The sequence below is a fragment of the Corallococcus sp. AB049A genome (genome assembly GCF_003668885.1).
Lineage (GTDB): Bacteria > Myxococcota > Myxococcia > Myxococcales > Myxococcaceae > Corallococcus > Corallococcus interemptor.
The window spans coordinates 1-24,165 of record NZ_RAWL01000036.1; the positions used below are offsets into that span (position 1 = coordinate 1).

General features: G+C 69.8%; 18 protein-coding genes. 5 read left to right on the forward strand and 13 right to left on the reverse strand.

The genetic code is table 11. From position 1 onward, the window contains the following. The first annotated feature begins 389 nt into the window (after positions 1 to 389). Positions 390 to 590 (forward strand): hypothetical protein, encoded by a 201-nt coding sequence (locus tag D7X55_RS06285; RefSeq protein WP_120550545.1) that lies wholly within the window; start codon positions 390 to 392, stop codon positions 588 to 590. Between the two features lie 58 nt (positions 591 to 648). Here the strand turns inward: D7X55_RS06285 and D7X55_RS06290 are convergent, their stop codons facing one another. Together D7X55_RS06290 and D7X55_RS06295 are read right to left on the reverse strand one after the other, a co-directional pair. Continuing rightward, positions 649 to 2,094 (reverse strand): hypothetical protein, encoded by a 1,446-nt coding sequence (locus tag D7X55_RS06290; protein ID WP_147470035.1) that lies wholly within the window; start codon positions 2,092 to 2,094, stop codon positions 649 to 651. An 11-nt stretch (positions 2,095 to 2,105) separates the two neighbouring features. Continuing rightward, a complete protein-coding gene (locus tag D7X55_RS06295) occupies positions 2,106 to 3,485 on the reverse strand; it encodes a hypothetical protein (protein ID WP_147470036.1) in 1,380 nt (459 codons plus the stop codon). Positions 3,486 to 3,635: 150 nt separating this feature from the next. On the opposite strand from D7X55_RS06295, the gene D7X55_RS06300 reads away from it, so the two are divergent. Beyond that, complete coding sequence (locus D7X55_RS06300; RefSeq protein WP_121722518.1) at positions 3,636 to 5,060, forward strand: hypothetical protein; 1,425 nt, start codon at positions 3,636 to 3,638, stop codon at positions 5,058 to 5,060. On the opposite strand, the gene D7X55_RS06305 is transcribed toward D7X55_RS06300, so the two are convergent. Genes D7X55_RS06305 through D7X55_RS06335 form a run of 7 tightly spaced genes read right to left on the reverse strand, consistent with a single transcriptional unit; the run spans position 5,061 to position 14,857 of the window. Continuing rightward, positions 5,061 to 6,644, reverse strand: coding sequence for an AMP-binding protein (locus D7X55_RS06305; protein ID WP_121722519.1), 1,584 nt, complete (start codon positions 6,642 to 6,644; stop codon positions 5,061 to 5,063). 19 nt (positions 6,645 to 6,663) lie between these two features. Beyond that, on the reverse strand, positions 6,664 to 7,437 hold the full coding sequence (locus tag D7X55_RS06310) for an enoyl-CoA hydratase family protein (RefSeq protein WP_121722520.1): 774 nt from the start codon (positions 7,435 to 7,437) through the stop codon (positions 6,664 to 6,666). Beyond that, the gene (locus D7X55_RS06315; protein WP_120550550.1) at positions 7,434 to 9,446 is read right to left on the reverse strand and encodes an acetyl-CoA carboxylase biotin carboxylase subunit; all 2,013 of its coding nucleotides are present in this window, start codon (positions 9,444 to 9,446) and stop codon (positions 7,434 to 7,436) included. The genes D7X55_RS06310 and D7X55_RS06315 overlap by 4 nt, the downstream gene beginning before the upstream one ends. A gap of 11 nt (positions 9,447 to 9,457) precedes the next feature. Further along, positions 9,458 to 11,074, reverse strand: coding sequence for an acyl-CoA carboxylase subunit beta (locus D7X55_RS06320; protein ID WP_120550551.1), 1,617 nt, complete (start codon positions 11,072 to 11,074; stop codon positions 9,458 to 9,460). A 1-nt stretch (position 11,075) separates the two neighbouring features. After that, positions 11,076 to 11,954 carry an SDR family oxidoreductase gene (locus D7X55_RS06325; RefSeq protein WP_121722521.1) on the reverse strand — a complete coding sequence of 293 codons (879 nt, stop codon included), beginning with the start codon at positions 11,952 to 11,954 and terminating at the stop codon, positions 11,076 to 11,078. A 14-nt stretch (positions 11,955 to 11,968) separates the two neighbouring features. Further along, a complete protein-coding gene (locus D7X55_RS06330; RefSeq protein ID WP_121722522.1) occupies positions 11,969 to 13,135 on the reverse strand; it encodes an acyl-CoA dehydrogenase family protein in 1,167 nt (388 codons plus the stop codon). Positions 13,136 to 13,162: 27 nt separating this feature from the next. Continuing rightward, on the reverse strand, positions 13,163 to 14,857 hold the full coding sequence (locus tag D7X55_RS06335) for an acyclic terpene utilization AtuA family protein (protein WP_120550554.1): 1,695 nt from the start codon (positions 14,855 to 14,857) through the stop codon (positions 13,163 to 13,165). Between the two features lie 96 nt (positions 14,858 to 14,953). Here D7X55_RS06335 and D7X55_RS06340 point away from each other — a divergent pair, with 96 nt between their 5' ends. Beyond that, on the forward strand, positions 14,954 to 15,577 hold the full coding sequence (locus D7X55_RS06340; RefSeq protein ID WP_120550555.1) for a TetR/AcrR family transcriptional regulator: 624 nt from the start codon (positions 14,954 to 14,956) through the stop codon (positions 15,575 to 15,577). Here the strand turns inward: D7X55_RS06340 and D7X55_RS06345 are convergent. From D7X55_RS06345 to D7X55_RS06355, 3 genes are read right to left on the reverse strand one after another with little or no spacing between them, the layout of a single operon-like run. Beyond that, positions 15,562 to 16,341 (reverse strand): zinc-dependent metalloprotease, encoded by a 780-nt coding sequence (locus D7X55_RS06345; protein WP_121722523.1) that lies wholly within the window; start codon positions 16,339 to 16,341, stop codon positions 15,562 to 15,564. The two genes, D7X55_RS06340 and D7X55_RS06345, sit on opposite strands and share 16 nt — an antisense overlap. A 24-nt stretch (positions 16,342 to 16,365) precedes the next feature. Continuing rightward, on the reverse strand, positions 16,366 to 17,142 hold the full coding sequence (locus D7X55_RS06350; protein ID WP_121722533.1) for a serine protease: 777 nt from the start codon (positions 17,140 to 17,142) through the stop codon (positions 16,366 to 16,368). A gap of 30 nt (positions 17,143 to 17,172) precedes the next feature. Continuing rightward, positions 17,173 to 17,946 (reverse strand): zinc-dependent metalloprotease, encoded by a 774-nt coding sequence (locus tag D7X55_RS06355; RefSeq protein WP_120550558.1) that lies wholly within the window; start codon positions 17,944 to 17,946, stop codon positions 17,173 to 17,175. 374 nt (positions 17,947 to 18,320) lie between these two features. Here D7X55_RS06355 and D7X55_RS06360 point away from each other — a divergent pair, with 374 nt between their 5' ends. Beyond that, positions 18,321 to 19,502 carry a DUF6068 family protein gene (locus D7X55_RS06360; RefSeq protein WP_121722524.1) on the forward strand — a complete coding sequence of 394 codons (1,182 nt, stop codon included), beginning with the start codon at positions 18,321 to 18,323 and terminating at the stop codon, positions 19,500 to 19,502. Positions 19,503 to 19,505: 3 nt separating this feature from the next. Here D7X55_RS06360 and D7X55_RS06365 read toward each other — a convergent pair whose 3' ends face one another. Beyond that, positions 19,506 to 22,487: a poly(A) polymerase gene (locus tag D7X55_RS06365; protein ID WP_121722525.1), complete on the reverse strand. Its 2,982-nt coding sequence runs from the start codon at positions 22,485 to 22,487 to the stop codon at positions 19,506 to 19,508. 148 nt (positions 22,488 to 22,635) lie between these two features. Here D7X55_RS06365 and D7X55_RS06370 point away from each other — a divergent pair, with 148 nt between their 5' ends. After that, positions 22,636 to 24,153 (forward strand): hypothetical protein, encoded by a 1,518-nt coding sequence (locus D7X55_RS06370; RefSeq protein WP_121722526.1) that lies wholly within the window; start codon positions 22,636 to 22,638, stop codon positions 24,151 to 24,153. The last annotated feature ends 12 nt before the right edge of the window (positions 24,154 to 24,165 follow it).

Below are 24,165 nucleotides of genomic sequence, written 5' to 3' on the forward strand. Positions count from 1 at the left end.
GTTCCTCCATGGGGGGTCCCCTCGTCTCCACTCATGTCGTCGGACCCACTCGGAGTCGATCCGGAGCCGCCGGTGCCGCCCCCCTCCGAGCCTTCGCCCTTCGTGGTCTTGCAACCCGCCCCCACGAGCAGCGCCGACGCGAGCGTCCCCAGCAGGACTGCCTTGAATGCCTTCATTGCATGCTCCCCCTTGATGAACCGGGGCTGAAGGTCGAGGGACGCCTCTCAGGGAACCACTGCCCTTGGGGCTGGGCATGGCATCAGGAACGTGCACAACCCATGCGACGAAGAGGCAGCACGGCGCCAGGGCCCTGGACCTCCGGGCCGGGCCTCGCCCGGTGGAAGACGCACCTCTAGAATGCCCGGGCCGTTCAACCTGGGAGGTCGTACATGCGCAAGGGAATCGTGAAGTGGGTGTTCATGCTGGGCGTCGTGGCCGGTGGCGCCGCCGGGACGCTGATGCCCGCCAGCTCCGAAGCCAGCGGCATCTGCCCCGACATCTGCATGAACGAGGACTGCTCGTGCTTCCGCCAGTGTGGCCTGGCCGGCGCTCGCCAGTGCCTGTGTTCGGACGTCACCATCTGCCAGTAGGCCCCGGCGGATGAACCACGGCCGGGCCCTCGTCGGGGGCCCGGCCGTACGCCATGACTCAGAGCGCGACGCGGACGATGGCCGTCCCCGCGGTGCCATCCGCGTTCACGACGTCCGTGTCCAGATAGAACGTGGGCGGGTTGTCACGCACGATGCTCATGGGCCCGGGCGCGCCGTCCAGCCGGCCCAGGTCGACCCGCCGGAACCGGTCCCACGTCCACAGGTGGCTCCGGGCGATTCCATCCGCCTCGAACACCTGCTGGTGGAACACCACGCGCGACTTGTCGGGGAGGAACTGGATGGGCGCGCTCGGATAGGGCGCGTCCAGGTACAGCGACCAGAACTCGTCTTCCCGTCGCCATTCCAGCCGGTGGAGCTGGCCCTGTTCACCGTAGAGCCCCACCGAGTTCTTGAGGTCCTGGCTGAGGATGGGACCCAAGACCCTGCCGGACTCTGACTCGGAATAGAGCCACGCGCCTTCGCTGTCCCGGTAGCTGGGACTGGGCTGCGGGCATCGGATCTGGAGGCAGGGGTCCGGCCGGCACCACATCGCGAGCTGGCCCTGCAACGTGGCGGGGTAGCAGCTGTCGCCGCCGAGGGATGACGAGCAGCCCTGCGCTCCGCACGCATACGTCCGATGACTCTTGGGCACGCCCTGCGGAGTGCCCATGTAGATGTCCTCCGAGCCGACATAGACCCGCTCTTCGCTCAGCATGAAGGCATGGGTGGAGATCCAGCTCTGGAAGTCGGCGTGCTCGATGACCTGTTCCCACACCTGCGCGCCCGTGGCGCTGTCGAACAGGCGCACGTGATCATGCTCCGCCCAGCCGTAGCGGGTCATCGCGGGCGACACGAAGGAATGCCCCGGGAGCTCTCCCAGGTCCTTCACCGCGCCAGTGGGCACGTCAATCAACCAGCGGTGTGCGCCATTCTGCAGTGACAGCGTCGTGCCACCGCGCCGCAGCGCCGGCGTCCCGCCCTGCACCTGGAGGAGCGTCTGGAGCACGCAGTCACCGGGCAGGCAGGTTGGAATCCTCGCCACGCGCACGGCGGAGGCGCCCGTGCCGTCCTGTTCGAGGAAGGCCACGAAGCTCTGGCCCCCGTCATGGAGCACCGGCCCCCGGGCCTTCTGGCTGAGCACGATGGCCTCCGGCGTGCCGCGCCGCCAGAGCCACACCGTCCGCATCCCGTCCGCCTCCGCGCTCCACATCACCGTGGTCTGGCCGTCGCCCGTGATGTCCGCGCCTTCCGCCGCGTCCGCGATGCGCACGGGTGCGCCATCCGGGAGGTCCTGCGCGTAGGTGCCGTCCGCCCGGATGGACAGCAGCACGCGCTGTGCCGCATCCACCTGGAGCAGGCGGGCTTCGCGCGCCATGGCCGGAAGGGGCGGCGTCTCCTTCTCCCCCTCCACGGGCGGCGGATCCACGGGGTCGCGGCAATGCGCGGCGCCCAGGCCCGCCAGCAACAGTCCCAGCAGCGTCCACGTTCGTCTTTGAGCAGTCACTGGGTGTTCTCCTACGGCTGGAGCCGGATCCGGGCGATATGGGAATAGTTGCGGTCCGCCGCCTCGACGTTCACGTACAGCGTGGTCGGGGAGGCGCGCACCACGGGAAGAGACGAGGGCGGGCTCGGCAGGGCCAGCTCGTCCTTCAGCGCGGTTCCGTCCCAGGTCCACAAGCGGGTTTCACTCACGCCATCCGAACGCGTCAGCCTCTGGGCGAACACCACGCGCTCCGCGCCCGGCAGGAAGGTGCAGATGTTCGTGTCCAGATAACCCTGCAGCGCCAGCTCGCGGCCGCCCTCTGGCCGGTTCCAGATCAACCTGTCGGAGGATGAGTCGCGATAGAGCGAGACGTTCTGCGTCAGGTCCGCGCTGAAGGCCGGTTGAGGCTGGCGGGCGCCGGTGCTGGACGTGTTCGAGAGCAGCCGCATGGAGGCATCGAAGTAGAGGGAGTTGTACTCGCATCCGTACGGACCGCACCGCACCTGGCGGCTGCAGCTCACGAGGTCCCCGCGGCCCGCCAGCCCACAGTTCCCGTCCCCGCCATCGAGGCCCCGGCACGACGTCGCATCACAGGTGAGGGTCGCGCGCACGAGCGGAATGGAGCCGGGCGGCGGCGGCTCGTAGATGTTGACGACCAGGAGCTTCGCGTCGGTCATCACCGCGGCGCCGACCTTCCAGCCCGCGCGCGACACGTCCTGCGCCCAGGGGCGCTCCCACTGGAGGGTGCGGGTGGCGGTGTCGAACACCTGGAGGTGCCCGGCCCCGTCGAACAGGATGTAGTGCGCGCCATCCGGAGAGAGCGTGGGCGGCTCCGGCTGCGGCCCCAGCTCCGTCACGGCGCCGGACGGCACGTCGATGAGCCAGCCCTGCTTCGCGTCGAACGCGAGCACGGTCTTCCCTCCCACCTGGAGCGACAGCAGGTTTCCGGGGACCTCGAGCACCGTCCGCAAGGGGCAGGCCTGCTGGGTGCAGGTGGCCGTGTCCATCACGCGCAGTGAGGTCGTTCCCGCGTCGGTTTCGGTGAAGGCCAGATAGCTCAGCGCCCGGTCATGAACGGCGTCACCGGTGGAGCGTGTGGTGAAGGGAATGCCGGCGCCTGAACCGGGGCGCCAGAGCCACCGGGTCCGGGCCTGTGCTCCATCGGGCGCGCTCCAGAGCAGCACCACGCTGCCGTCCTGCGCGAGCGTGGCCCCTTGCGCCGGATCGCTGATGCGCGTGTCCACGCCCAGGGGGAGCAACTTCGCGTACGTGCCAGAGTCGTTCTGGTCCGTGAACAGCAGGAAGCGCTGCCGCTCGTCCACGCCCAGCAGCCGCGCGTTCTCCCGCAGCACCTCGAGCCTCGGGACTTCCTGTGTGTCCGGGCCCGGATCCTTCGTGCCGCACGAGGCCATTCCCAATCCCAGGAAAAACAGCGCCGTGGCCCGTGAGAGCATTTCTCTCCAACTGACTGTCATGGGGACTCCCCCTCGAATTCAAGGATGCCGCCGGCCCGGCACCCTCTTTCCCAATCACTATCACATCCGAGCGGGTAGCGTGTCCCCATGCTCCTCATTCAGGAAGAATTCCTCTCGCGCGCGGAGGCCGTGCGCGCACGGCTCGACGGTGCGACCCTCGAAGCGCTCTCCCACCACGGGGACCCTGAGGTCTCGGAGCTCGCGAGCAATTTCCGCGACCCGCGCATGGAGCCGTCCCAGCTCATCCAGGCGCTGTGCCCCGGTCCCCTGTCGCCCGTCGGCTTCGCGGCCGTGGTGATGCGCGAGCTGCTGGCGCCCGAGGACGCGGTGCTCGAAGGGACCGTCTCCGAGGCCCGGGTCATCACCGGCAACGCGAGGGCTTCCGGTCCGCTGCGTGTCGAGGCGCCCCTCGTCGTCCTCGGCGACCTGGAGGTGGCGGGCGTGCTGGAGGACTGCGGGCCGGACTCGACGGTCGTGGTCCTGGGCCGCTGCACGGCGTGGGGGCTCCAGACGTCGGGGAACTTCCTGGTGCTCGGGGACCTGGTGGTCCGCGACGCCATCCAGGGCATCCACAACGACGAAAGCCTCATCGTGGCGGGCGACCTCACCACGCGCTTCCTCGACGAGAACGACCACGACGTCGCCTGTTACGGCAAAGCCCACACCGAGCACCACCTGGAGAACGGCCGCTCCGGAGAGACGGCCGCATCGCTCGCGTCCACCTTCCTCCTGCCGGAGCTGTGGGACATCGACCTGGGGGAGCTCAACCACGACGTGCTCTTCGAGCGCATCCAGAAGGGCGAACCCGTCTTCACCGCGACGCTCCAGCCCCGGCGGGTCCGCGAGCCGGATGCGCCCACCGCCGAGGAGCTCCAGGGCCTGGACATCGCCGGCATCGTGGCGCGGGCGCCGGAGGACGCGCACGCGAAGGACGTCGTCTACGCCCAGCGCAAGACAGGCGAGGTATGGCTGACGCGCCCGGGGATCCGGGCGATGCAGATCTTCGACGGGAACCGGTTCCTCGGACAGGAGCCGCAGCCGGCCCTGGACGTGAAGCAGCGGGCCTCCGAGCGCGTCACCTTCTGGCGCAAGCGCGGGGACCTGTTCCTGGAGGTGGAGCGCTTCGGCGCCGTCGTGCAGCTGCACGCGGGCTACAACAACGGGTCGATGCGCACGTTCCGCCTGGCCTTTGAGACCTCCGATGCCGCCGCGCGGGAACTCCGGCGGCTGGAGTCCCGCTACGCGGAGGACTTCGTGCGCGTCACGACCGGGGTGCCCGGCCGGGGTCCGCTGGAGCGGGAGCTCGCGAACTACAGCGGGCCCAAGGCGCAGTACACGTCCGCCATCGTGGAAGGCACCACGCTGGTCACCCGCGAAGGCGAGCGCCAGCAGTTCGATGACGAGGCCTCCGCGCTGGGCGCGCTCGAGGAGTGGCTCGCCTCGAAGCGCCAGGCGGGGTTCGACCTGAAGATCCTGGAGTGGAAGCCCTATGGCCTGCTGGGCAGCCGCTAGCTAGCCGTAGTGCGCCGCGTACTGCTGCCGGAGGACGAACTTCTGGGCCTTGCCGGTGCTCGTCTGCGGCATGGCCAGCAGCAGGACGATGGCCTTCGGCACCTCGAAGCCCCCGAGGTGCTGCCGGCAGTGGGCGTGGATCTCCGCATCCGTCGCGGTGGCGCCGGGCTTGAGCACGACGAAGCCCGTCACCGCCTCCGTCCAACGCGCGTGCGGCAGGCCCACCACGGCGGCCTGGAGCACGGCGGGATGCCGCAGGAGGACCTCCTCGACCTTGATGGACGGGACGTTCTCTCCGCCCGTCTTGATCATGTCCTTCTTGCGGTCCACGAAGAGCAGCTGGCCGTCGGCGTCGAACATGCCCAGGTCGCCGGTGTGGTGCCAGCCGAACGCGCTCGCCCGCGCGGTCGCCTCCGGGTCCTTGTAGTAGCCCAGCATCACGTTCGGCCCGCGGTGGACGATCTCCCCCACCTCGCCGCGCCCGAGCAGCCGGCCGTCGTCGTCCATGATGGCCGTCTCGTTCGTCACCACCGAGTCGCCCCAGTACGAGCCGAAGCGCTTGAGCTGCTGCTCCGGCTTGAACATGGTCGTCGCCGGGTACATCTCCGTCTGCCCCGACGCGAGCGCGAAGCCGCCCGGGCAGAGGTGCTCGATGAGCTCCACCAGCAGCGTGCGCGCCATGGGCGCCATCACGTAGAGGCACAGGCGCAGGCTGGACAGCTTCGTGGCCGGACGCGCCGGGTGCGCCAGCATCGCGCCGTACATCACCGGCAGGCCCAGCAGGAACGTGATGCCGCGCTGCTCGATGGTCGCGAGCATCGCCCCCGGGTCGAACGCCCGTCGCACGACGACGGCCGCTCCGGCCAGCAGGAACGTCATCACGATGGCGTGCTGCGCGCAGTGGAACATGGGCAGCACGCAGAGGGTGGAGTCCCTCGCCCGCATGCCCAGCTCGAACAGGTTCCCGCTCAGCGCCGCGTGCACCGACGCGTGCGAGTGCATCACGCCCTTCTGCTGCCCGGTGGTGCCGCTGGTGTACATGATCTGCGCCATCTGGCCGCTGCGGATGTCCACCTCCGGCAGCGTGCCGGGCTGGCCCTGGAGCGTGTCCAGGAACGCGACCGTGTCCCCGCCCGGCGCCGCCTGTCCCTCCGGAACGCAGACGATGAGGCGGGTGCCCAGCGCATCGAACATCGCCTTGAGCCCGGGCTTCGCGAGGAACTCCGCGTCGACGACGGCGTGGGTCGCCTCCGCGTGTTCGAGGATGTACCGGATGCCCTCCACGGAGAGGCCGGTGTTGATGGGCACCCAGACGAGCCCTGACTTGTAGATGCCCACGAACGCGGTGACCATCTGCGCCGAGTTGCCGCAGAGCATGGCGACGCGCGCGCCCTGCGCCAGCCTCTGCCCGAGCAGGTGGTGCGCGAACGCGTTCGAGCGCCGGTCAAGCTCCGCGTAGGAGAGCTCCAGCTCCCCGTCGACGAGCGCCGTCCGCTCCGGCCAGCGCAACGCCGACCGGTGGACGATGTCTCCCAGCGAGATGCGGCTGATGCGCGGGGACTGCGCTTCCTGGGTCACGGACATCGTGGGCATCCTTTCTCGTCTACTTGGCAGCGGCCCAGGCGGGAGGCCGGCGCTCCAGGAAGGCGATCATGCCCTCCTGGGCTTCTTCGGAGGCGAACAGCCGGCCGGAGAGCGCCACCATCGCATCGCCCCCAGCGTCGATGCGCGCGCGCAGGCCGGCGGAGACCAGCTGCTTCGTCTCGCGCAGGCCCTGCGGCGACGACACGCGGAAGGTCTCCAGGATCTGCTCCACGGCGCCCTCCAGCGACGCGTCCGGCACCGCGGAGGTGATGAGCCCGATGCGCGCGGCCTCGGCGGCGTCGAAGGCCTCGCCGGTGAGGAAGTAGCGGCTCGCGGCCCGGCTGGTCAGGTGTGGCAGCGTGGTGAGGGAGATGACCGCGGGCGTCACGCCGATGCGCGCCTCCGTGAAGGCGAACTTCACGGACTCGGCGACGACCGCCACGTCGCAAGCGCCCACGATGCCGATGCCCCCGGCCCGCACCTGCCCGGCCACCTTCGCCACGACGGGCTGGGGCAGCGTGACGATCGTGCGCAGGACATCGAGCAGCACGGCCGGAGCCTTCGCGGCGCCGCCGTCCGCCATCTCCGAGAGGTCCGCGCCCGCGCAGAACGCGGGACCGGTGGCCGCGAGGACGACCGCGCGCACCTCCGGGTCCACCGCCACTGCGCGCAGCCGCTCCAGCAGTTGAGTCACCAGCGCGCGCGACAGCGCGTTGCGATTCTTGGGCGAGTCCAGCGTGAGGGTGGCGACGCCGCGAGAGACTTCGTACCGGACGAGCGATGCTTCACTCATGCTGCCTCCTTCGCTTCAGGGGAGACGACCGCGACGACGTGCCGTGCCGGCACCTGCGCCCCGACCGTGACGTTCACCGCCGTGACCACGCCATCCGTGGGCGCGATGAGGGACGACTCCATCTTCATCGCTTCGAGCACCACCAGCACGTCGCCCTTCTTCACCGTCGCGCCGACCTCCGTGCTCACCCGGATGATGCGGCCGTCCATGGGCGCGCGCAGGCGGCCGTCGCTGGCGCGCTCGCGTTCGGAGGGCAGCCGGAAGGAGACGTCGCGAAGCTGCCGCGTGATGCCGTCGAGCGAGCTCCACAACGTCGCCCCCGCGCGCCGGTAGCGGACCGGGCGGCGGCGCCCTGACACCTCGACCTCGACGCGACCGGCGTCCAAGCCGCGCAGTGAGAGCGCGACCGCCGTGTCCCCGATGCGGACGTCATAGGCCTCCGGCCCGGCAGGGCGGACCGAAGCGCGGAACTCCGAGGCCCCGTCATGCAGGACGACCGGCACCGGCAAGGCGGAGGAGCTGCTCCAGCCCGTGAGCGCCGCGTCGAAGCCTCCCTTCCGGGACAGCGCCAGCGCGTCGTCATGGAAGAGCACGGCGGCCAGGATGGCCTGGTCCTCCGTGGAGCCTTGCCCGAGCGCCCCCAGCGTCTCCGGCGGCGTATGCGCGGCGACGAAGCCCGTGTCGTACCGGCCGGAGCGGAACGCCTCGTGCGCGAGCACGTGCTGGATGAAGGTGCTGTTCGTCGTGACGCCGAACACCGTCAGCTCCCGCAGCGCGGAGGCCAGCCGCTCGCGCGCCGTCTCGCGGTCCGGTCCGTGCGCGATGAGCTTCGCCTGCATGGAGTCGTAGAACGGCGTGATGTCCTGGCCTTCACGCACGCCATGGTCCACGCGGACGCCCTCCCCTTGCGGCGGCACCCACGCGAGGAGCCGGCCCGTCTGCGGGAGGAAGCCCTTCGCCGGGTCCTCGGCGCACAGGCGCGCCTCGATGGCGTGCCCGTGGAACCGGACCTCCGCCTGCGTCAGCGGGAGCGCTTCGCCGTCGGCGACGCGCAGCTGCCACTCCACCAGGTCCAGCCCGGTGATGAGCTCCGTCACCGGGTGTTCGACCTGGAGCCGCGTGTTCATCTCCATGAAGAAGAAGTCGCCGTTGGGCGCCAGCAGGAACTCGATGGTGCCCGCGCCGCGATACCCGATGGCGCGGATGGCCTGCACCGCCACGGCCCCCATGCGCTCACGCAGCTCGGGCGTGACGGCCGGGGACGGGCTCTCTTCAATCACCTTCTGATGCCGGCGCTGGACGGAGCAGTCGCGCTCGCCCAGGTGCACGGCGTTCCCGTGCTCGTCCGCGAAGACCTGCACCTCCACGTGACGCGCGCCCTCGATGGCGCGCTCCAGGATGAGCTCGCCGCTGCCAAAGGCGTTCGTCGCCTCGGAGCGCGCGGACTGGATGGCGCCCAGCAGCGCGCCCGGCTCACGCACCAGCCGCATGCCTCGCCCACCACCGCCCGCCGCCGCCTTCACCATGATGGGAAAGCCGACGCGCTGGCCCTCGCGGACCAGGGCCTCGTCGTCGAGCGATTCGCCAGGGCGCGCCGCCTCATAGCCGGGGATGCAGGGCACGTCCGCGGCCTGCATGCGCAGCTTCGCCTGCCGCTTGTTCCCCATCAGCTCGATGGCCTCCGCCGGCGGCCCGACGAAGACGAGTCCGGCTTCAGAGCACGCGCGCGCGAAGTCCTCGTTCTCCGACAGGAAGCCGTACCCCGGATGGATGGCATCCGCGCCGGACGCCTTCGCCGCGGCGATGACCCGTTCGATGGAGAGGTAGGACTCCCTGGCGGGGGGCGGCCCCAGGTGCATCGCTTCGTCCGCCAGCCGCACGTGGGGCGCGTCCCGGTCCGCGTCGGAGAAGACCGCGACCGTGCGCAGCCCCAACCGGCGGCACGTGCGCAACACACGCACGGCGATCTCACCCCGGTTCGCCACCAGCACCTTGTGGATGCGTTTCATGATTCCCCTCGCTACAGCCGGGCGACGCCGAAGGAGTTGGGCGACAGCGTGCGGCGCGAAGCCTCGTCGCACGTGGCCAGGATGAACCCGAGCACCCGCCGCGTGTCCCGGGGGTCGATGACGCCGTCGTCGAACAGCCGCGCGCTGCAGTGGAAGGCGTCGGACTCCTGATCGAACTGCTCGATGAGCGGCTTCGCCATCCCGTCCAGGAACTCCTGGTCGGGCGGCAGCCCCGCGCGCCGGGCCTTCTCCGTGGCGACGATGGTCAGCACCTTCGCCGCCTGCTCGCCGCCCATCACCGCGGTGCGCGCGTTGGGCCACGCGAAGATGAAGCGCGGGTGGAACGCACGGCCGCACATCCCGTAGTTGCCCGCGCCAAAGGCACCGCCCAGGAGAAGGGTCATCTGAGGCACGGTCGCGTTGGCCACCGCCTGAAGCATCTTCGCGCCGTGCTTCACGATGCCGCCCTGCTCCGACTGCGTGCCCACCATGTAGCCCGTGGTGTTCTGCAGGTAGACGATGGGCGTGCGCGCCTGGCAGCACAGCTGGATGAACTGTCCCGCCTTCGTCGCGCCCTTCGCCGTGATGGGCCCGTTGTTGCCAATGATGCCCACCGCCCGGCCCTCGATGCGCGCCCAGCCGCAGACGGTGAGCGCGTCGTAGTCGTCCTTGAAGGCGGAGAAGTCCGAGCCATCCACCAGCCGGGCAATCACCTCGCGGCAGTCGTACGGCTTGCGGTGGTCCATGGGCACGACGCCGCACAGCTCCTCCACCGCGTAGCGGGGAGGCTCGAACGCGGACCGCGCGGCCGCCGGCAGCGCGTCATTCCACCCGAGCGACGCGACGATTTCGCGCGCGATGCGGATGCCGTCGGCGTCGTCCTCAGCCAGATGGTCCGACGTACCGGCCACGGTGGTGTGCATCTCCGCGCCGCCCAGGTCCTCGTCCGTGGCGACCTCGCCCGTGGCCGCGAGCAGCAGCGGAGGGCCGGCGAGGAACACCTTCGCCTTGCCGCGCACCATGACGACGTGGTCGGAGAGGCCCGGGATGTACGCGCCGCCCGCGGTGCTCGAACCGTGGACGACGGTGACCTGGGGGATGCCGGCCGCGGACAGCTTCGCCTGGTTGTAGAAGGTCTCCCCACCCGGGATGAAGATCTCCTGCTGGTAGAGCAGGTTCGCCCCGCCGCTCTCCACGAGCGATACGACAGGCAGCCGGTTCTGCAGGGCAATCTCCTGCGCGCGCAGCGCCTTCTGGACGCCCCAGGGCGTCGCCGTACCGCCCTTCACGGCGGAGTTGCTGACGAACACCAGGCAGCGCACCCCGGACACGAAGCCGATGCCGATGAGGGTGTTGCCCCCCGCCAGCGAGCCGTCGGTGTCGTCGTGGTGCTTGTAGCCGCACAGCGTGGACAGCTCCAGGAAGGGCGAGCCCCGGTCGAGCAGCAGCGCCAGGCGCTCCCGCGGCAGGAGCTGCCCGCGCTGCTTGAACTTCTCGCGGGCCAGCAGCTCCGTGTCGCGCGACTTCTGCTCGATGGCGCGCAGCTCGGCGACGCGGGCGAGCATCTCCTTGCGCTGCGTGGTGAAGGTGGCGGAGGCCGGTTCAACCTGGGAGACGAGCGTGGGCACGTCACTTCTCCTTCGGGCCGTCGAGGATGGCCGGCGGCGCCGCGAGGTGGAAGCCGTCGTACGGCTTCGAGTTCGAGTGCTCCGACAGCGGGTACGCCTTCGTGTTGCAGGACGCGCCCCCGTCGATGCGGATGACCTCGCCGGTGATGAACGCCGCCACGTCCGAGAGCAGGAACACGATGGCGCCGCTCACCTCCGCCTCGGTGGCCAGCCGGTGCAGGGGCACCTGCTTGCGCAGGATGGGGATCATCTCGCGGACGAACGGGTCCTCGTAGGTGTCCAGGCCGCTGGAGGCCACCCAGCCGGGCGCGACGGCGTTGACGCGCACGCCGGACTCGGCCCACTCGACGGCGGCGGTCTGCGTCAGGTTGAACATGCCGGCGCGCGCCGCGCCCGAGTGCCCCATGCCCGGCATGCCGTTCCAGGCATCCGCGAGCATGTTCACGATGGCGCCGCCGTGCTCGCTCATGGACTGGGTGAACACCTCACGCGCCACCAGGAAGCCGCCGGTGAGGTTCGTGGAGACGACCGCCTCGAAGCCCTTCTTGGAAATCTGCGACAGCGGCGACGGGAACTGCCCGCCCGCGTTGTTCACGAGCCCGTGGATGCGGCCGTGCTTCTGGACGACGGCGGCGACCATGTCGCGCACCGCGGCCTCGTCGCGGATGTCCACGGCGTGCTGCGTGGACGCGTGGCCCTCGGCGGCGAGTTCGCCGGCGACCTTCGCGAGCTTCTCCGTCTTGCGGCCCACCAGGACGATGTGCGCGCCGAGCGATGCCAGCTCATGCGCGGTGCAACGCCCGATGCCGCTGCCGGCGCCGGTGACGATGATGGTGCGGCCCGCGAAGGAGTTCGGGGCGAAGACTGAACGGTATCCCATGTCGTGTTGCTCCCTCAGCCGCGCGCCTTGCGGGGCAGCGTTCCCATGGCCTTGCTGATGATTCCGAGCATCACCTCGTCGGCGCCGCCACCGATGGACCCCAGACGCAGGTCCCGGTAGGCGCGGGCGACGGGGTTGTCCCAGGTGAAGCCCATGCCGCCCCAGTACTGGAGGCAGCCGTCGGCGAGTTCACGGGCCAGCCGGCCCGACTTGAGCTTGCACATCGAGGCGAGCTTCACGACCTCCGGGTCGTCCTTGTTCTCGATGTACATGGAGACGGTCCGGTAGATGAGCGCGCGAAGCGCCTCCACCTCCGTCTGCAACTCCGCGAGCCGGAAGTGCACGCTCTGGTTGTCCAGGATGGACTGGCCAAAGGCCTTGCGCTGCCGCGTGTACTCGGCGGTCTGCGCGATGAGCCGGTCGAAGGTCACCAGCGTGCTGGCCGACACGAACAGCCGCTCCTCCTGGAACTGCTGCATCTGCATCGCGAAGCCGCGCCCCTCGTCGCCAATGCGGAAGCGCGCCGGGACGCGCACGCCGTCGAAGAAGAGCTGCGCCGTGTCCGACGCCCACATGCCCAGCTTGCGGATCTTCGACCGGGTGATGCCGGGGCGGTCCATGGGCACGACGATGAGCGACTTGTTCGCGTGCGCGGGCCCGTCCCCCGTGTTGGCGAGCAGGCAGATCCAATCCGCCTGCATGCCGTTGGTGATCCACATCTTGCTGCCGTTGATGACGTAGTCGTCGCCGTCCCGGCGCGCGGTGGTCGTCACGCTCGCCACGTCGGAGCCGGCGCCGGGCTCGCTCACCGCGATGGAGCAGACGCGCTCCCCCGTGAGCGTGGGCGCCAGGAACTCCCGCCGGAGGGCATCACTGCCGAAGCGGGCGAGCGCGGGCGTCGCCATGTCCGTCACGACGCCAATGGCCATGGGCAGCGCGCCGCAGGTGCAGTGCCCCAGCTCCTCCGCGAAGGCGACGGAGAACGACGCGTCCAGCCCCAGCCCGCCGAACTCCGTGGGCTTCGTGATGCCGAGCAGCCCGAGGTCGCCCAGCTTCTTGAAGACCTCGCGCGCCGGGAAGATCTCCGCGGCTTCCCAGGCATCGATGTGCGGGTTCAGCTCCTGTTCCACGAACTTGCGGACGGTCTGACGGATGGCGCGGTGTTCCTGGGTCTGCTGCATGACTTCCTCGGTGCGCGTGCGGAGGGGTTAGAGAAGCGATTCCGGGACGTCGACGTGGCGCGAGCGCAGCCACTCGCCGAGCGCCTTGGCCTGCTGATCAAAGCGCGTGGACGACGAGACGCCCTCACCCAGCAGGCCCTCGATGACGAAGTTCAGCGCGAACAGGTTGGGCAGCACGTGCCGCTGGATTGACAGCTCCCGGGCCTCCGGCAGCAGCGTGCGCAGCTGCGCCTCCGTGAGCGTGTGCACCAGCCAGCGCCAGGCCTCCTCCGTGCGGACCCAGACGCCGATGTTCGCGTCCCCGCCCTTGTCACCGCTGCGGGCCAGCGCCACCTGGCCCAGCGGCACGCGGCGGCAGGTCCCCGGCGGCAGCTGCGCGGGCAGCGACGGAGGGGGGACCGCCTCCAGGCCGAGCGTCCTCTCCGAAGGCGTCACGTCCACGCGCCGCCCATCCGGGAGGACGGCGACGTGCGGCACCTTGCGCGCATCCACGTAGCCGGGCGTGTAGACGCCGAAGGGCGAACCTTCACCCGGAAGCTCCGGCAGGAAGAACCCGGGGTAGCTGCACAGGGCGAGCTCCACCACGGCGCCGCTGAAGGACCGGCCAACGACCTTCGGGTCCGAGTCCTTCACGGAGACGCGCAGCCGCGCCGAGGCCTGCTCCTCGCTGGGCGCATCCGGCTGGTCGGTGCGCGCGAGCGTGTAGAGGACCTCGGCCGGCCGGGGCTTGAGCGTCGCTTCGAGCTGCGCCCGCACGAGCGCGGCCTTCTCCTCGATGTCCAGGCCGACGAGGATGAACTGCGCGTCGTTGCGGAAGCCCCCGAGCCGGTTCAGGCACACCTTCACGTCCGGAGGAGGCGGCTCGCCGCGCACGCCCGACAGGCGCACGCGGTCCGGACCGTCCGCGCTGACCCCGATGGTGTCGAAGCGCGCCGTGGCATCCGGGCCCGCGTAGCGCGCGCCGCCGATTTCATAGACGAGCTGGGCCTTCACGGTGTCGACGGTGACGGCCCCGCCGGTGCCCGGGTGCTTGGTGATGATGCTCGACCCGTCCGCGAAGACCTCCGCGAGCGGGAAGCCGGGCCGGCGCACGTCGATTTCACCGAAGCGCGCGAAGTTGCCGCCGGTCGCCTGCGCGCCGCACTCCAGGACGTGGCCCGCGACCATGGCGCCCGCCAGCCGGTCCCAGTCATCGCGCTTCCAGCCGAAGTGCGCGGCCGCGGGGCCCACGACGAGCGACGCGTCCGTCACGCGGCCCGTGACGACGATGTCCGCGCCCGCCTCCAGGCACGCCGCGATGCCCCAGCCTCCAAGGTACGCGTTCGCCGTGAGGGGCTGGTCGAAGCCCAGCTCGTCCGCGCGGCCGACGAGGTCGTCGCCCTCGACGTGCGCGATGCGGACGCTCACCCCGAGCTTCGTGGCCAGCGCGCGCAGGTCGTTCGCGAGCCCTTCCGGGTTGAGGCCGCCGGCGTTCGTGACGATGCGGACCTTGCGCTCCACCGCGAGGCCCAGCGTCTCCTCCAGCTGGCGCAGGAACGTCCGCGCGTACCCGCCCGACGGGTTCTTCAGCCGGTCCCGGCCCAGGATGAGCATGGTCAGCTCCGCCAGGTAGTCGCCGGTGAGGACGTCCAGGGGACCGCCCTCCAGCATCTCCCGGAACGCGGAGAAGCGGTCGCCGTAGAAGCCGGATGCATTGCCGATTCGCAGCGAACGCGCGTCCATCGCACCTCCTCAGCCAGGGAGCGGGGAGTCTCCACCCCACGCCCAAAGAAAGCAATCACGATTGCTTTTTTCTTCCCGCCGCAACACTGTGGCTCCATGAGCGGCACGGCGAGCGGGACGACACGGCAGGAGCAGGAGCGCAGCCGGGTGACGCGGCAGAAGCTGATGACGGCCGCCATCGACGTGCTGGTGGAGAAGGGCTGGGCGGGGGCGACGATGGGCGCCATCGCGGAGCGCGCGGGCGTGTCACGCGGCGCCTGTCAGCACCACTTCCCCACGCGCGCGGCCCTGGTCGCGGCCGCGGTGGAGCACGTGTTCCATCAGCAGATTGAGGAACTGGTGCGGCGCGCGAACGGCCTGCCGGAGAGCCGGCGGCGCGTCGAGCCGCTGTTGAACCTGCTCCACGACGTCTACGCCGGCCCGCTCTTCACCGCCGCGACGCACCTGTGGGTGGCGGCCGTGGCGGACGAAGAGCTGAAGGCGCTGCTCCTACCGCTGGAGACGCACGTCGGCCGCGAGGTGCACCGGCTCACCGTGGAGCTGCTGGGCCTGGACGAGCGCGACCGCGACGTGCGCGAGGCCGTGCGCGCGACGCTGGACCTGCTGCGAGGCCTGGCGCTCGCCAACCTGCTCCACGACGACACCGCGCGGCGCCGCAAGGTCCTGGCCCACTGGGCGCGGACGCTCGAAGCGCAGCTGACGCCTCATCCGCAGCGGTAGAGGAACCTCAGCGCGGTGATGTCCGTGCTGGTGAACTCACCCGTCGGGTTCGGCGGGAGGCAGGCGTTGAAGATGGAGCCGTTCACGTAGGACGTGGCGGGCGTGCCGGGGATGAGGATGGCCCCCACGCCCGCGGTGCCCTCGCTGCCGCCCGTGCCACAGCTGATGACCTGGGAGTAGTAGTCCGAGTGGCGCATGCCCAGCGCATGGCCCAGCTCGTGGGTGACGATGTGCTCGATGGTGTCGAGCGGCGACGTGTTCCACCCGGTGCCGAGGGTGATGGTCCCGTAGGGCTTGCCGCCCGAGGGAAAGCCCGAGTTGTAGCCCGTGCCCGCCGCGGTCGTCATGACGATGGTCGCGTCGCAGCCGGTGGTCGCGCCCCGCACCATCGTGAAGCAGAGCCCCAGCGCGTTGTAGTTCTGGAGGGCCAGGTCCAGGCCCTGGCTCAGGCCGCTGTAGCTGTTGAACGTGGACGTGGGGTTGACGCAGATCTTCCGCACCAGCGACGTGCTGACGATGTTCGTCGTCCGGTACTGCTCCTCGCCGTCACCGCCGGACTGGAGCATCTCGCGGGAGGCCTCGAGGCTCACCCGGGCGTCGCCGCCCACGGAGACGCCCTCTGCCTCGACCCGGATGTCGCCGCGCTGGAAGCCCGCCTCGACCAGGTTGGAGACGATCTCCTGGTGCTCCTGCTCCAGGCCGGTCCCGCAACCGGACAGCCACGCGCCACAGCCCACCGCGAGCACCGCCGCTCTCCTGAACATGGTCGTCTCCCTTGGGTCCTGCCTTCAGCGCGCGACGATGTCCGCGTCCACCAGGTACGGCGACGCCGCGACGATGGACTCCACCGTCCAGCCCCGGTTGGCGCCGCGGCCGGTCCAGTCGCAGTCACCATCGGTGTGGATGCCCAGAAGCTGGCCCTGGCGGTTGAGCACGCCCGCGCCGGAGCTTCCGACCAGGGTGTCCAGGCCCGCGTAGTAGAGCAGCGAGTTGCACGCATCCAGGTACTCGCCCTCGGCGATGACCTTGGGCCTGCCCCGGGGGTGCTGGATGATGGCCAGCCGCGCACCAGGCACGGCCGACAGCAGGACCGGCCTCACCTGGGGGAGCACGTCCAGCTGGATGAGCGCGTAGTCGGGCTCTTGCGACTGCTCGATGACGGTGCCCTCGGTGACGAGCGGGTCGCCGTCCGGCTGGTCCTCGAAATTGAAGACGAGCAGCGACCGGTCACCGAGCCCGACGCAGTGCCCCGCCGTCACCACCACGGGACCCGCGCTCGCCTCGATCAGTGTTCCGGTGCAGCGCCCGTCAATCAGGACGACCGCGTCCTCGACCGTCTGCGCGACGTCCGCGAACTCGCCCTGGTAGCTGTTGATGGGGGTGAAGTCGGCAATCGGGCCACACTGCGTCTGGCCGCGAACCTCCGGAGGCCGGCGCGCTTGCGCCGTCGTGGGATCCACACACACCGCCGGACGGAAAGGCTCTCCGGGCACCTCCTCCTTTCCACAGGCCACGAGGCCCAGGAGCAAGAAGGTGCCCGCGAGGATGCGACCCCTTGGACTCATGATGGACTCAAGGGGTCGCGACGTCATCGCTTAGTACAGGGCGTTCAGCGCGGTGATGTCCGAGCTGGTGAACTCACCGGACTCCGTCGAGCGGAAGCAGGAGTTCATGATGGAGCCGCCCACCGTCGCGGTGCTCGGCGTGCCGCTGATGAGGATGGCGCCCACGCCCGCCGTGCCCTCGTTGCTGGCGGAGCCGCCGCAGGAGATGGCGCGGTTGTAGTAGTCCGAGTGACGGAAGCCGATGCAGTGGCCGAGCTCGTGCGTGATGACGTGCTCGTTCACGTCCACGCTGTAGCTCTGCAGGCCGGTACCGATGTTGATGGTGCCGTAGGGGTTGCCGCCCGACGGGAAGCCCGCGGAGCCGCCGGCGCCGGACATGACCGTCGCGGTGATGTTCGCGCTGCAGCCCGTGGTGGGGCCACGCGCCATCGTGAAGCTCAGACCGCGCTGGTTGTAGTTCTGGATCGCCAGATCCAGGCCCTGGCTCAGGCGGCTGTAGCTGTTGAAGGTGGACGTCGGGTTGATGCAGATCTTCGTCTTGGTGGAGCTGACGAGGTTCGTCGTGCGGTACTGCTCCTGGGTCGCCTTGTCCGCCGGCTGGAGCATCTCGCGCGAGGCCTCCAGGGTGACGTGCGCGTCACGGCCCACGTACACCAGACCGTCAGCCTCCATGATCTCGGACGCGGGGAAGCCGGCCTCGATCAGGTTGGAGACGATCTCCTGGTTCTCGCTCTCCACGTCGTTACCGCAGCCGGACAGCAACGCACCACAGCTCGCCACGAGGACTGCCGCCTTCTTGAACATTCGTCGTTCCTCTGGTTCGGGGGAGATCCGCTGCCGCCTGACCTTCCCGTCAGCCGCGGACAGCTTGCCGCTCCCTTGAGCAACTGGCGGGCCAGCCGGACGTCAGAGGGAATAACTTGGATTTGTTGAATTGCTTGGAGCGCGGGCACTCCAGCTTCCAAGAATCCGAGCGTAACAAGGCGTAACGCTTGGAACGCCAAGTGCCTGTTGTGACGTGGTTTTTACCTGCCATGCTGCAACCCACTGATTTTCGGACAGGGGTGTCTTCTGGTCAGTCACCCTCCCCTGGGTCGCATTTACTCCTACTATTCCTGAAATACACGCAGAGTGCGTAAGGCCTGGGTTTGAATCCACTCCCGGGATATCCCGTCGTCATGTCCATGCGCCCTTCCCTTCCCCTCGCCGCGCTGTTGGGCGCGGCCCTGTCGTTCCTCCCCGGCTGCGAGAGCACGAAGTCGAGCGGCCCTTCTCCTTCCGACACGCGAGCCCAGGGCACCGCGTCCGTGCAGGCCGCCGAGGCCTGGGCGCGCGCACGCGTGGGAGACCGCGTCACGTATTCCTTCAGCGCGACGCAGGGTCCGGAGCCTCGCGCGGGCGGCACGGCGCGCACGCTCCAGGGACAGCTGACGCTGGAGGTGGTGGCGGTGGAGCAGCCCTGGGTCTGGGTGCGCGCGTCCTTCAGCGACGAAGGTGGCAGGCCGCTGTCCCAGGCGCGGCTGGCGAAGGATGTGCTCTTCCCCGTGCGCGCGGACACGACGCGCCCTCTCGACGTGCCGCACGGAGGCACCGCCACGGCCGAGGTCGCGTCCAGCGCGGGCCGCTCCTGGGAGGCCGTGCGCTACGTCATTGATCAGCGCTCCTTCGACGGCCCCCTGCGCACGCGCGTGTACGCCAATACGCCGGGCCCGCTGTACCTCGCCCGAGGCCTGATTGAAGCGAGCACGGAGTCGGCGGGCTTCCGCGTGCCGGGAGGCTTCCAGCTGAAGCTCCTCGAGGTCCGTGACGGCTCGGCCGAGGCCAAGGCCCCGGTGCCCGCGCTGGAGCGGCCGCTGGGACCGGGCGCGTACTACGAGCGCTACGTGGACGTGGGCCCCGCCCCCAGCACGCAGCGCGTGTGCTTCACCGCCGAGCGCGGCTACCTGCTGCGCGCCGAGGGTCCTGTCGAAGCCAACGCGGCCCCCTGCTCCGACTTCTCGCAGGCCGAGCCGGAGCCCCTGGAGGAGCTGCTGATGAGCATGCCCTGGGAGGTGCTGGCCGCGGGGGACTGGCCGCCCGGCGCCGCGGCCTCGGGAACGCGGGGCACGTTCAGCGTGGAGGGCCACGACGTGCCCTCCCTCACCGAGCAGAGCAGCGAGAACGTCGAAGGCACGCAGCGCGTCTTCTCGCAGACCTACGCAGCCGATCCGTGGGCGCCGGGGCTCGCGGGCCTGCCGCGTGAAGCGCGCTTCGAACCGCTCGCCAGCAGCACCGAGCGCGTGGTGCCGGGAGGCCAGAACGCGCCGGAGGGCGGCACGCGGCTCGTGCGCTGGGGTTCATGGCTCACGGGAGCGAAGTGACGTTCAGTCGCCGCGCACCCATTCGATCTGGAGCACCGCGCTGGACGGGCGGTGCGTCCATTCCTGGAAGGACGCGCGGAACGCCTCCACGGCCGCGAACAGCGGACTGGATGGGTGCCAGGACAACGCCGCCGCGTCCCGCGCCTCCAGGCCGATGATCAGTGCTCCTCCGGCCTGTGCAGGCTGGAGCGGGCGCACGGACAGGCGCCGGTCGCCTTCCAGCCGGTACACCAGGGCCGTGACATGTCCGAGGATCCACCCCGCGACGGCCTCGCGGTCCTCTGCGCTGGGTGCGTCGGCGGACAGGCGCAAGGCGGCCGTGGGGAGCTCATCGGCGGCCGGTGGCTGGAAGAGCGCCGTCCACGCGGAAGGCGTGCGTGAGGCGCGCGCCTTGGACACGAGTTCGTGGGCGCGGAGCAGTTCCTCCCGGATGACGCGGAACGTGGACCGCGACACGTTGCGCGCGGTGTTGCGAGCCGGAAGCGCCGGAGCGATGACAGGCAGCAGGTCCCGCTTGCCTTCGGGCCGGTAGCGCGCGGTCTCAGGCGTGAGCGTCACGGGCTGCGGCCACGGCCAGGAGCTGAAGGTGGCGAAGAAGTGCGCCAGCAGCGACGCGTCCGACCGCAGGGCGTCCGGAGTCGCGCGGGTGCAGGCCCAGGCCGCGAGCAGCGTCCACGACAGCCCACCGAGGTAGCCCAGCGCGTGCGAGTAGAGTCCCCGGGCCCGTGCCCAGGCCTTCACCGCGCGCATCAGGTTCCGGAATCGCGCGTCATGGGCAATGGCACCCATGAGGCCCAGCGTGTCCGCCAGTCCCAGCACGGCGCGGAGGCCCGCGGGGTCGAGCCGTGATCCGTGCTGTTCGAGCAGCGTCAGGGGATCTCCTGGGGGCACGCCCTCCGGGCGGCTCGCATAGGCCAGGTCGAAGCTCACGCCTCCGATGGACAGCTTGACCAACGGGATGGCGGCGTCCGCCACGTAGCGAGCCGTCCCCGGTGCCAGCGCCTGGAGGAGCGCTTGCGCGAAGTCGTCGCGTGACAGGCTCGCGGGTCCGATGGCGACCGCGTCCACGTCACTGCCCGCGCCATCCGTGCCCAGAAGATAGGAGCCATACGGATGCAGCGTGGTGCCAATCCGTTCGCAGTGCTGGCGCAGTTGCTCCACCGCCGCGGTCCTGGCGGCATGTCCGCCCTGGGATTCGCCGGAGCCGATGGAGGCCAGCACGTCTTCCTGCTCCGGGATGGCACGGGGTGCCTGTGACAGGGGGATGCGCCGGATGACTTCGAAGGGGGCATCGCCCTTGCGCCGGATGAGGCAGAGCTCGCCCGCGCGGAACTTCAGCGGCCGCCAGGCGCGTTGCCACTCGGCGAGGGTGCGGGCGATGTCCGAGGAGAGCGGGAGCTGTCCCACGGAGAGGTGGGGAGTGAAGCCGCCGTGGGCGGACGTGGCGCATTCCGGCAGCGCCGCCACGAGCTTCGCGTACAGGGCCGTCAGCGCGCCGGAGGGTTGATCATCGGGACGGAGCCACGCGGTCGCGTTGGCGCGGTGTTCGAAGTGGCCGAACGTGGAGAGCGTCACGTCGAAGGGCTCGACGCCCTGGAGCGCATCCACGAGGAGGGCCTCCGCCGTCTCGAAGTCCTCTTCAGGGACGAAGGGATAGAGCAGCGTGACGTGGGGCATCCACCGGTGGAACTTCGCGTCGTGCTTCTTGCGCAGGGCCTGGATGGGGCCCCAGACATCCTCGGGAGGAATGAGCACCAGGGCCGTGTGATGGACCAGCGCCGTGGAGGTTCGCGTGGAGGACGCGACCGCCGCACGACGCAGGACGCAGTGCAGCCCGAAGTGATCCGAGGCGAAGAGGGCGTGCCCGGAGGGTCCTGGAGGTCCCGCCAGTGGCGCTTCACCGAAGAGCTCCACGGCTTCGGGAGCGAGCCGGCCTGAAGCAGATGCCACCAGGACCCGGTCCAACCGCTGGAGCGTTCCCGAGACGGTGGTGATCGCCGCCAGGGTGTTCAGCCGGGGGTTGAACGTCTCCCCTGCTTCCGAAGGCCGCAGCGAGGACCACGCATCCACGAAGCCAGCGCGAGCGAAGGACGCGGCTTCCACCGCGCCGTCACCGAAGTTGAAGTCACCGGCGAGCACCAGGTCAGGGGGCTCGGTCTCGCTTGATGCGCCGAGCACGCGGGCCCATTCAAGAAGGGCCTCCACCTGCACGGCGCGAGCGGAAGCGCCGGAGGGGTCCCGGTTGCTCGTCAGGTGCGGTGTGGCCACCCACAGCGTTCCACCGGAGAGCCGCAGCTCGGCGGCGATGATGCGCTTGTCCCGGGAGAAGACGCGCTGCCACACGGAAGTGAGGGGCACGCGAGACAACAGCACCTGTCCATAGGTGGCCACGGTCTGCGCACCGGGACCGTCGGACAGCCAGTAGCGCTCGCGCACCCAGGGTTCAGCGAGCAGGGCCTGGAGGAAGGACGGAGTGACCTCCTGGAGCGCGATGACGTCCGCGCCGGTCTCGCGAAGCAGCGAGAGCGCCGCCGGGGTCCTGCGCTCGGTCGCCAGCAACTCCGCGTCGTACAGGTCGAAGAGGACGTTGAAGGTGGCGACGGTGAGCGTGGACGGAGGGGGGAGTGCGTGGGCCTGGGTATTCGAGGCCTCGCGCCATGAGCCCGAGTCGAAGCGCCACGCGGGCAAGGAGGTGAAGCCCGGCACCGAGGGAGAAGGAGCGGAAGCGGGCTCCTCCGCTGGCCGGGCGTTGCTGAGCAGGTCGATGCGCGCCTTGCGGTCCCACACCACCTGCGTGCCGCGCTTGAAGTACCAGACGCGGTGCCAGGGAATCTCACCGTCGGGGACGAAAGCCTCGAAGGGCATCTCCTCCATGGCGCCCCGGTGCGCGTCGTAGCCCACGACGAACTCGCGGGCATCGATCCGCGAGTCCCACCGGATGCGGTGATAGACCTCGCGGCTGGTCGTGAAACGTTCCTGGGACATGGCGGGGCTCGTGACGAAAGGTACTGGAACGCACGCCAGTTCGGGCCGCGCACGCGCCGCGTTGACGCGACGGATGAAGTCCGCCTGACACCTCCGACGGGGCCCTCCTGTTTTCGATATACGGCGGCGCATGGGTGAATGGGGACAGGTGACGCTCTTCCGGACGCAAGAGCTCGACGCGCTGGAACAAGCCATCCGCAACGTCTGCCTGGCGGAAGGACTCGTGGCCGCGCCCTACGTGCGGCGCAAGCGTGAGAGGTGGGACCGGATGCAGTATGGAACCGGTGCGACCTCCGACCGGTGGGCGCTCGCGATTGGAGCCGGGCTTGGAGGCTGGTCCGTCGTCAAGACGGCTCCGCTGGAGCTGCTCGCGGAACCCGGGAGTACGCGCGAGCACAGGCTGGGGATCATCGCGCGGGTGCTCGGGTGTGAGGCACTGCACGTCTCACTGTATGACGGCACGGCGATGGTGATTGCTCAGGCCTCACCCACGGGCGAGGTCGCGCTGTCCGGATACTCGATGGACGGGTTGAGCTTCCATGGCGTCGAGATTGCCGAGGACCGGTTCACGCCCAGGATTGAAGGCCTGGGCGTTCCGTCTTCCATCATGGAAGCACTCGACCAGTACCCCTCCGATGGCTTCGCCGAGTTGATCCAGCAACTTGCTGGGGAACACTGGCTCGACGTCTCACTGAAGCTGATCGATGGGGACGAGATCCCGTCCGCCCGCGTGCTGTCGTTCATGCGTCCTGTGCTCGAGAAGGTGCCTCCGCTCCAGGTGAAGCTCGCGGTGGAGGAGCATCCTCTCGACACACGCTACGTGCTCGATGATGGCATCTGGATCACCGATGGCCGCATTGATGCGTCCACCGCGGCAGCGGGCGCCGCATTCGTTGGCAAGGTCGCTCGCTGGCTCGGGGTTCCTGTCGCGCTTGTTCCCGGCGTGCCACGTTCCCTCTTCTGCGTACGTGCGCCCCCGAGCGAATACACGCCGCGCGCTGGCTTCGAGACGGAGCTGCTTTCCCTCGGCGATGACGGAGGGTGCGAGGTCCTGCTGCACACCGCGCGGGGCCTGGGGATCGCGGAACTCGAGGAGCGCAGTCCCCATCAGAGGAGCAACCTTGTCGCTCGACTCACCCATGCCCTCGTGGGTGCTCAGGTGAATGCCCATGCGGCGTATCGCGACTTCGAGCGCGTATTCGATGAACCGACAACGCATGCCGTGGGTGCCTTCGCGGGAGAACGGCTCGTCACGGCGTGGTGGCGGCTGGGACGCTCAGCGGTTGCGATTGAAGGTCATGAGGTCTTCGAACTGCCAGGGCTCTGCACAGCCATCGCCAGCACGGCTCGACACGTGGCACTCACGCTCGTCACGCCAGGACACGTCAACGGACGTTCCCAGGGCTACGGGCAGAAGGATCCCGCCGTCGTTGTCGTCATCGACGTCGACACGGCCCATGTACGCGAGGTGTTCCACGGCGATGAGCACCGGGCGGAGTTGCCGGGTGACTTCAAGGCATGGGCGAAAGAAGTGATGCAGCCGCCCCCCAGCTGTGACGCGGCGGGCCTCGAACCCATCGCGTGCTCCGCGAGCGGCGCACGGTGCCTCGCACGAATCAGCACGCGCACGCTCTTCGTCGGGAAGCTGGCCCGCGTCTTGCCATGAAGCCTCCGTGGA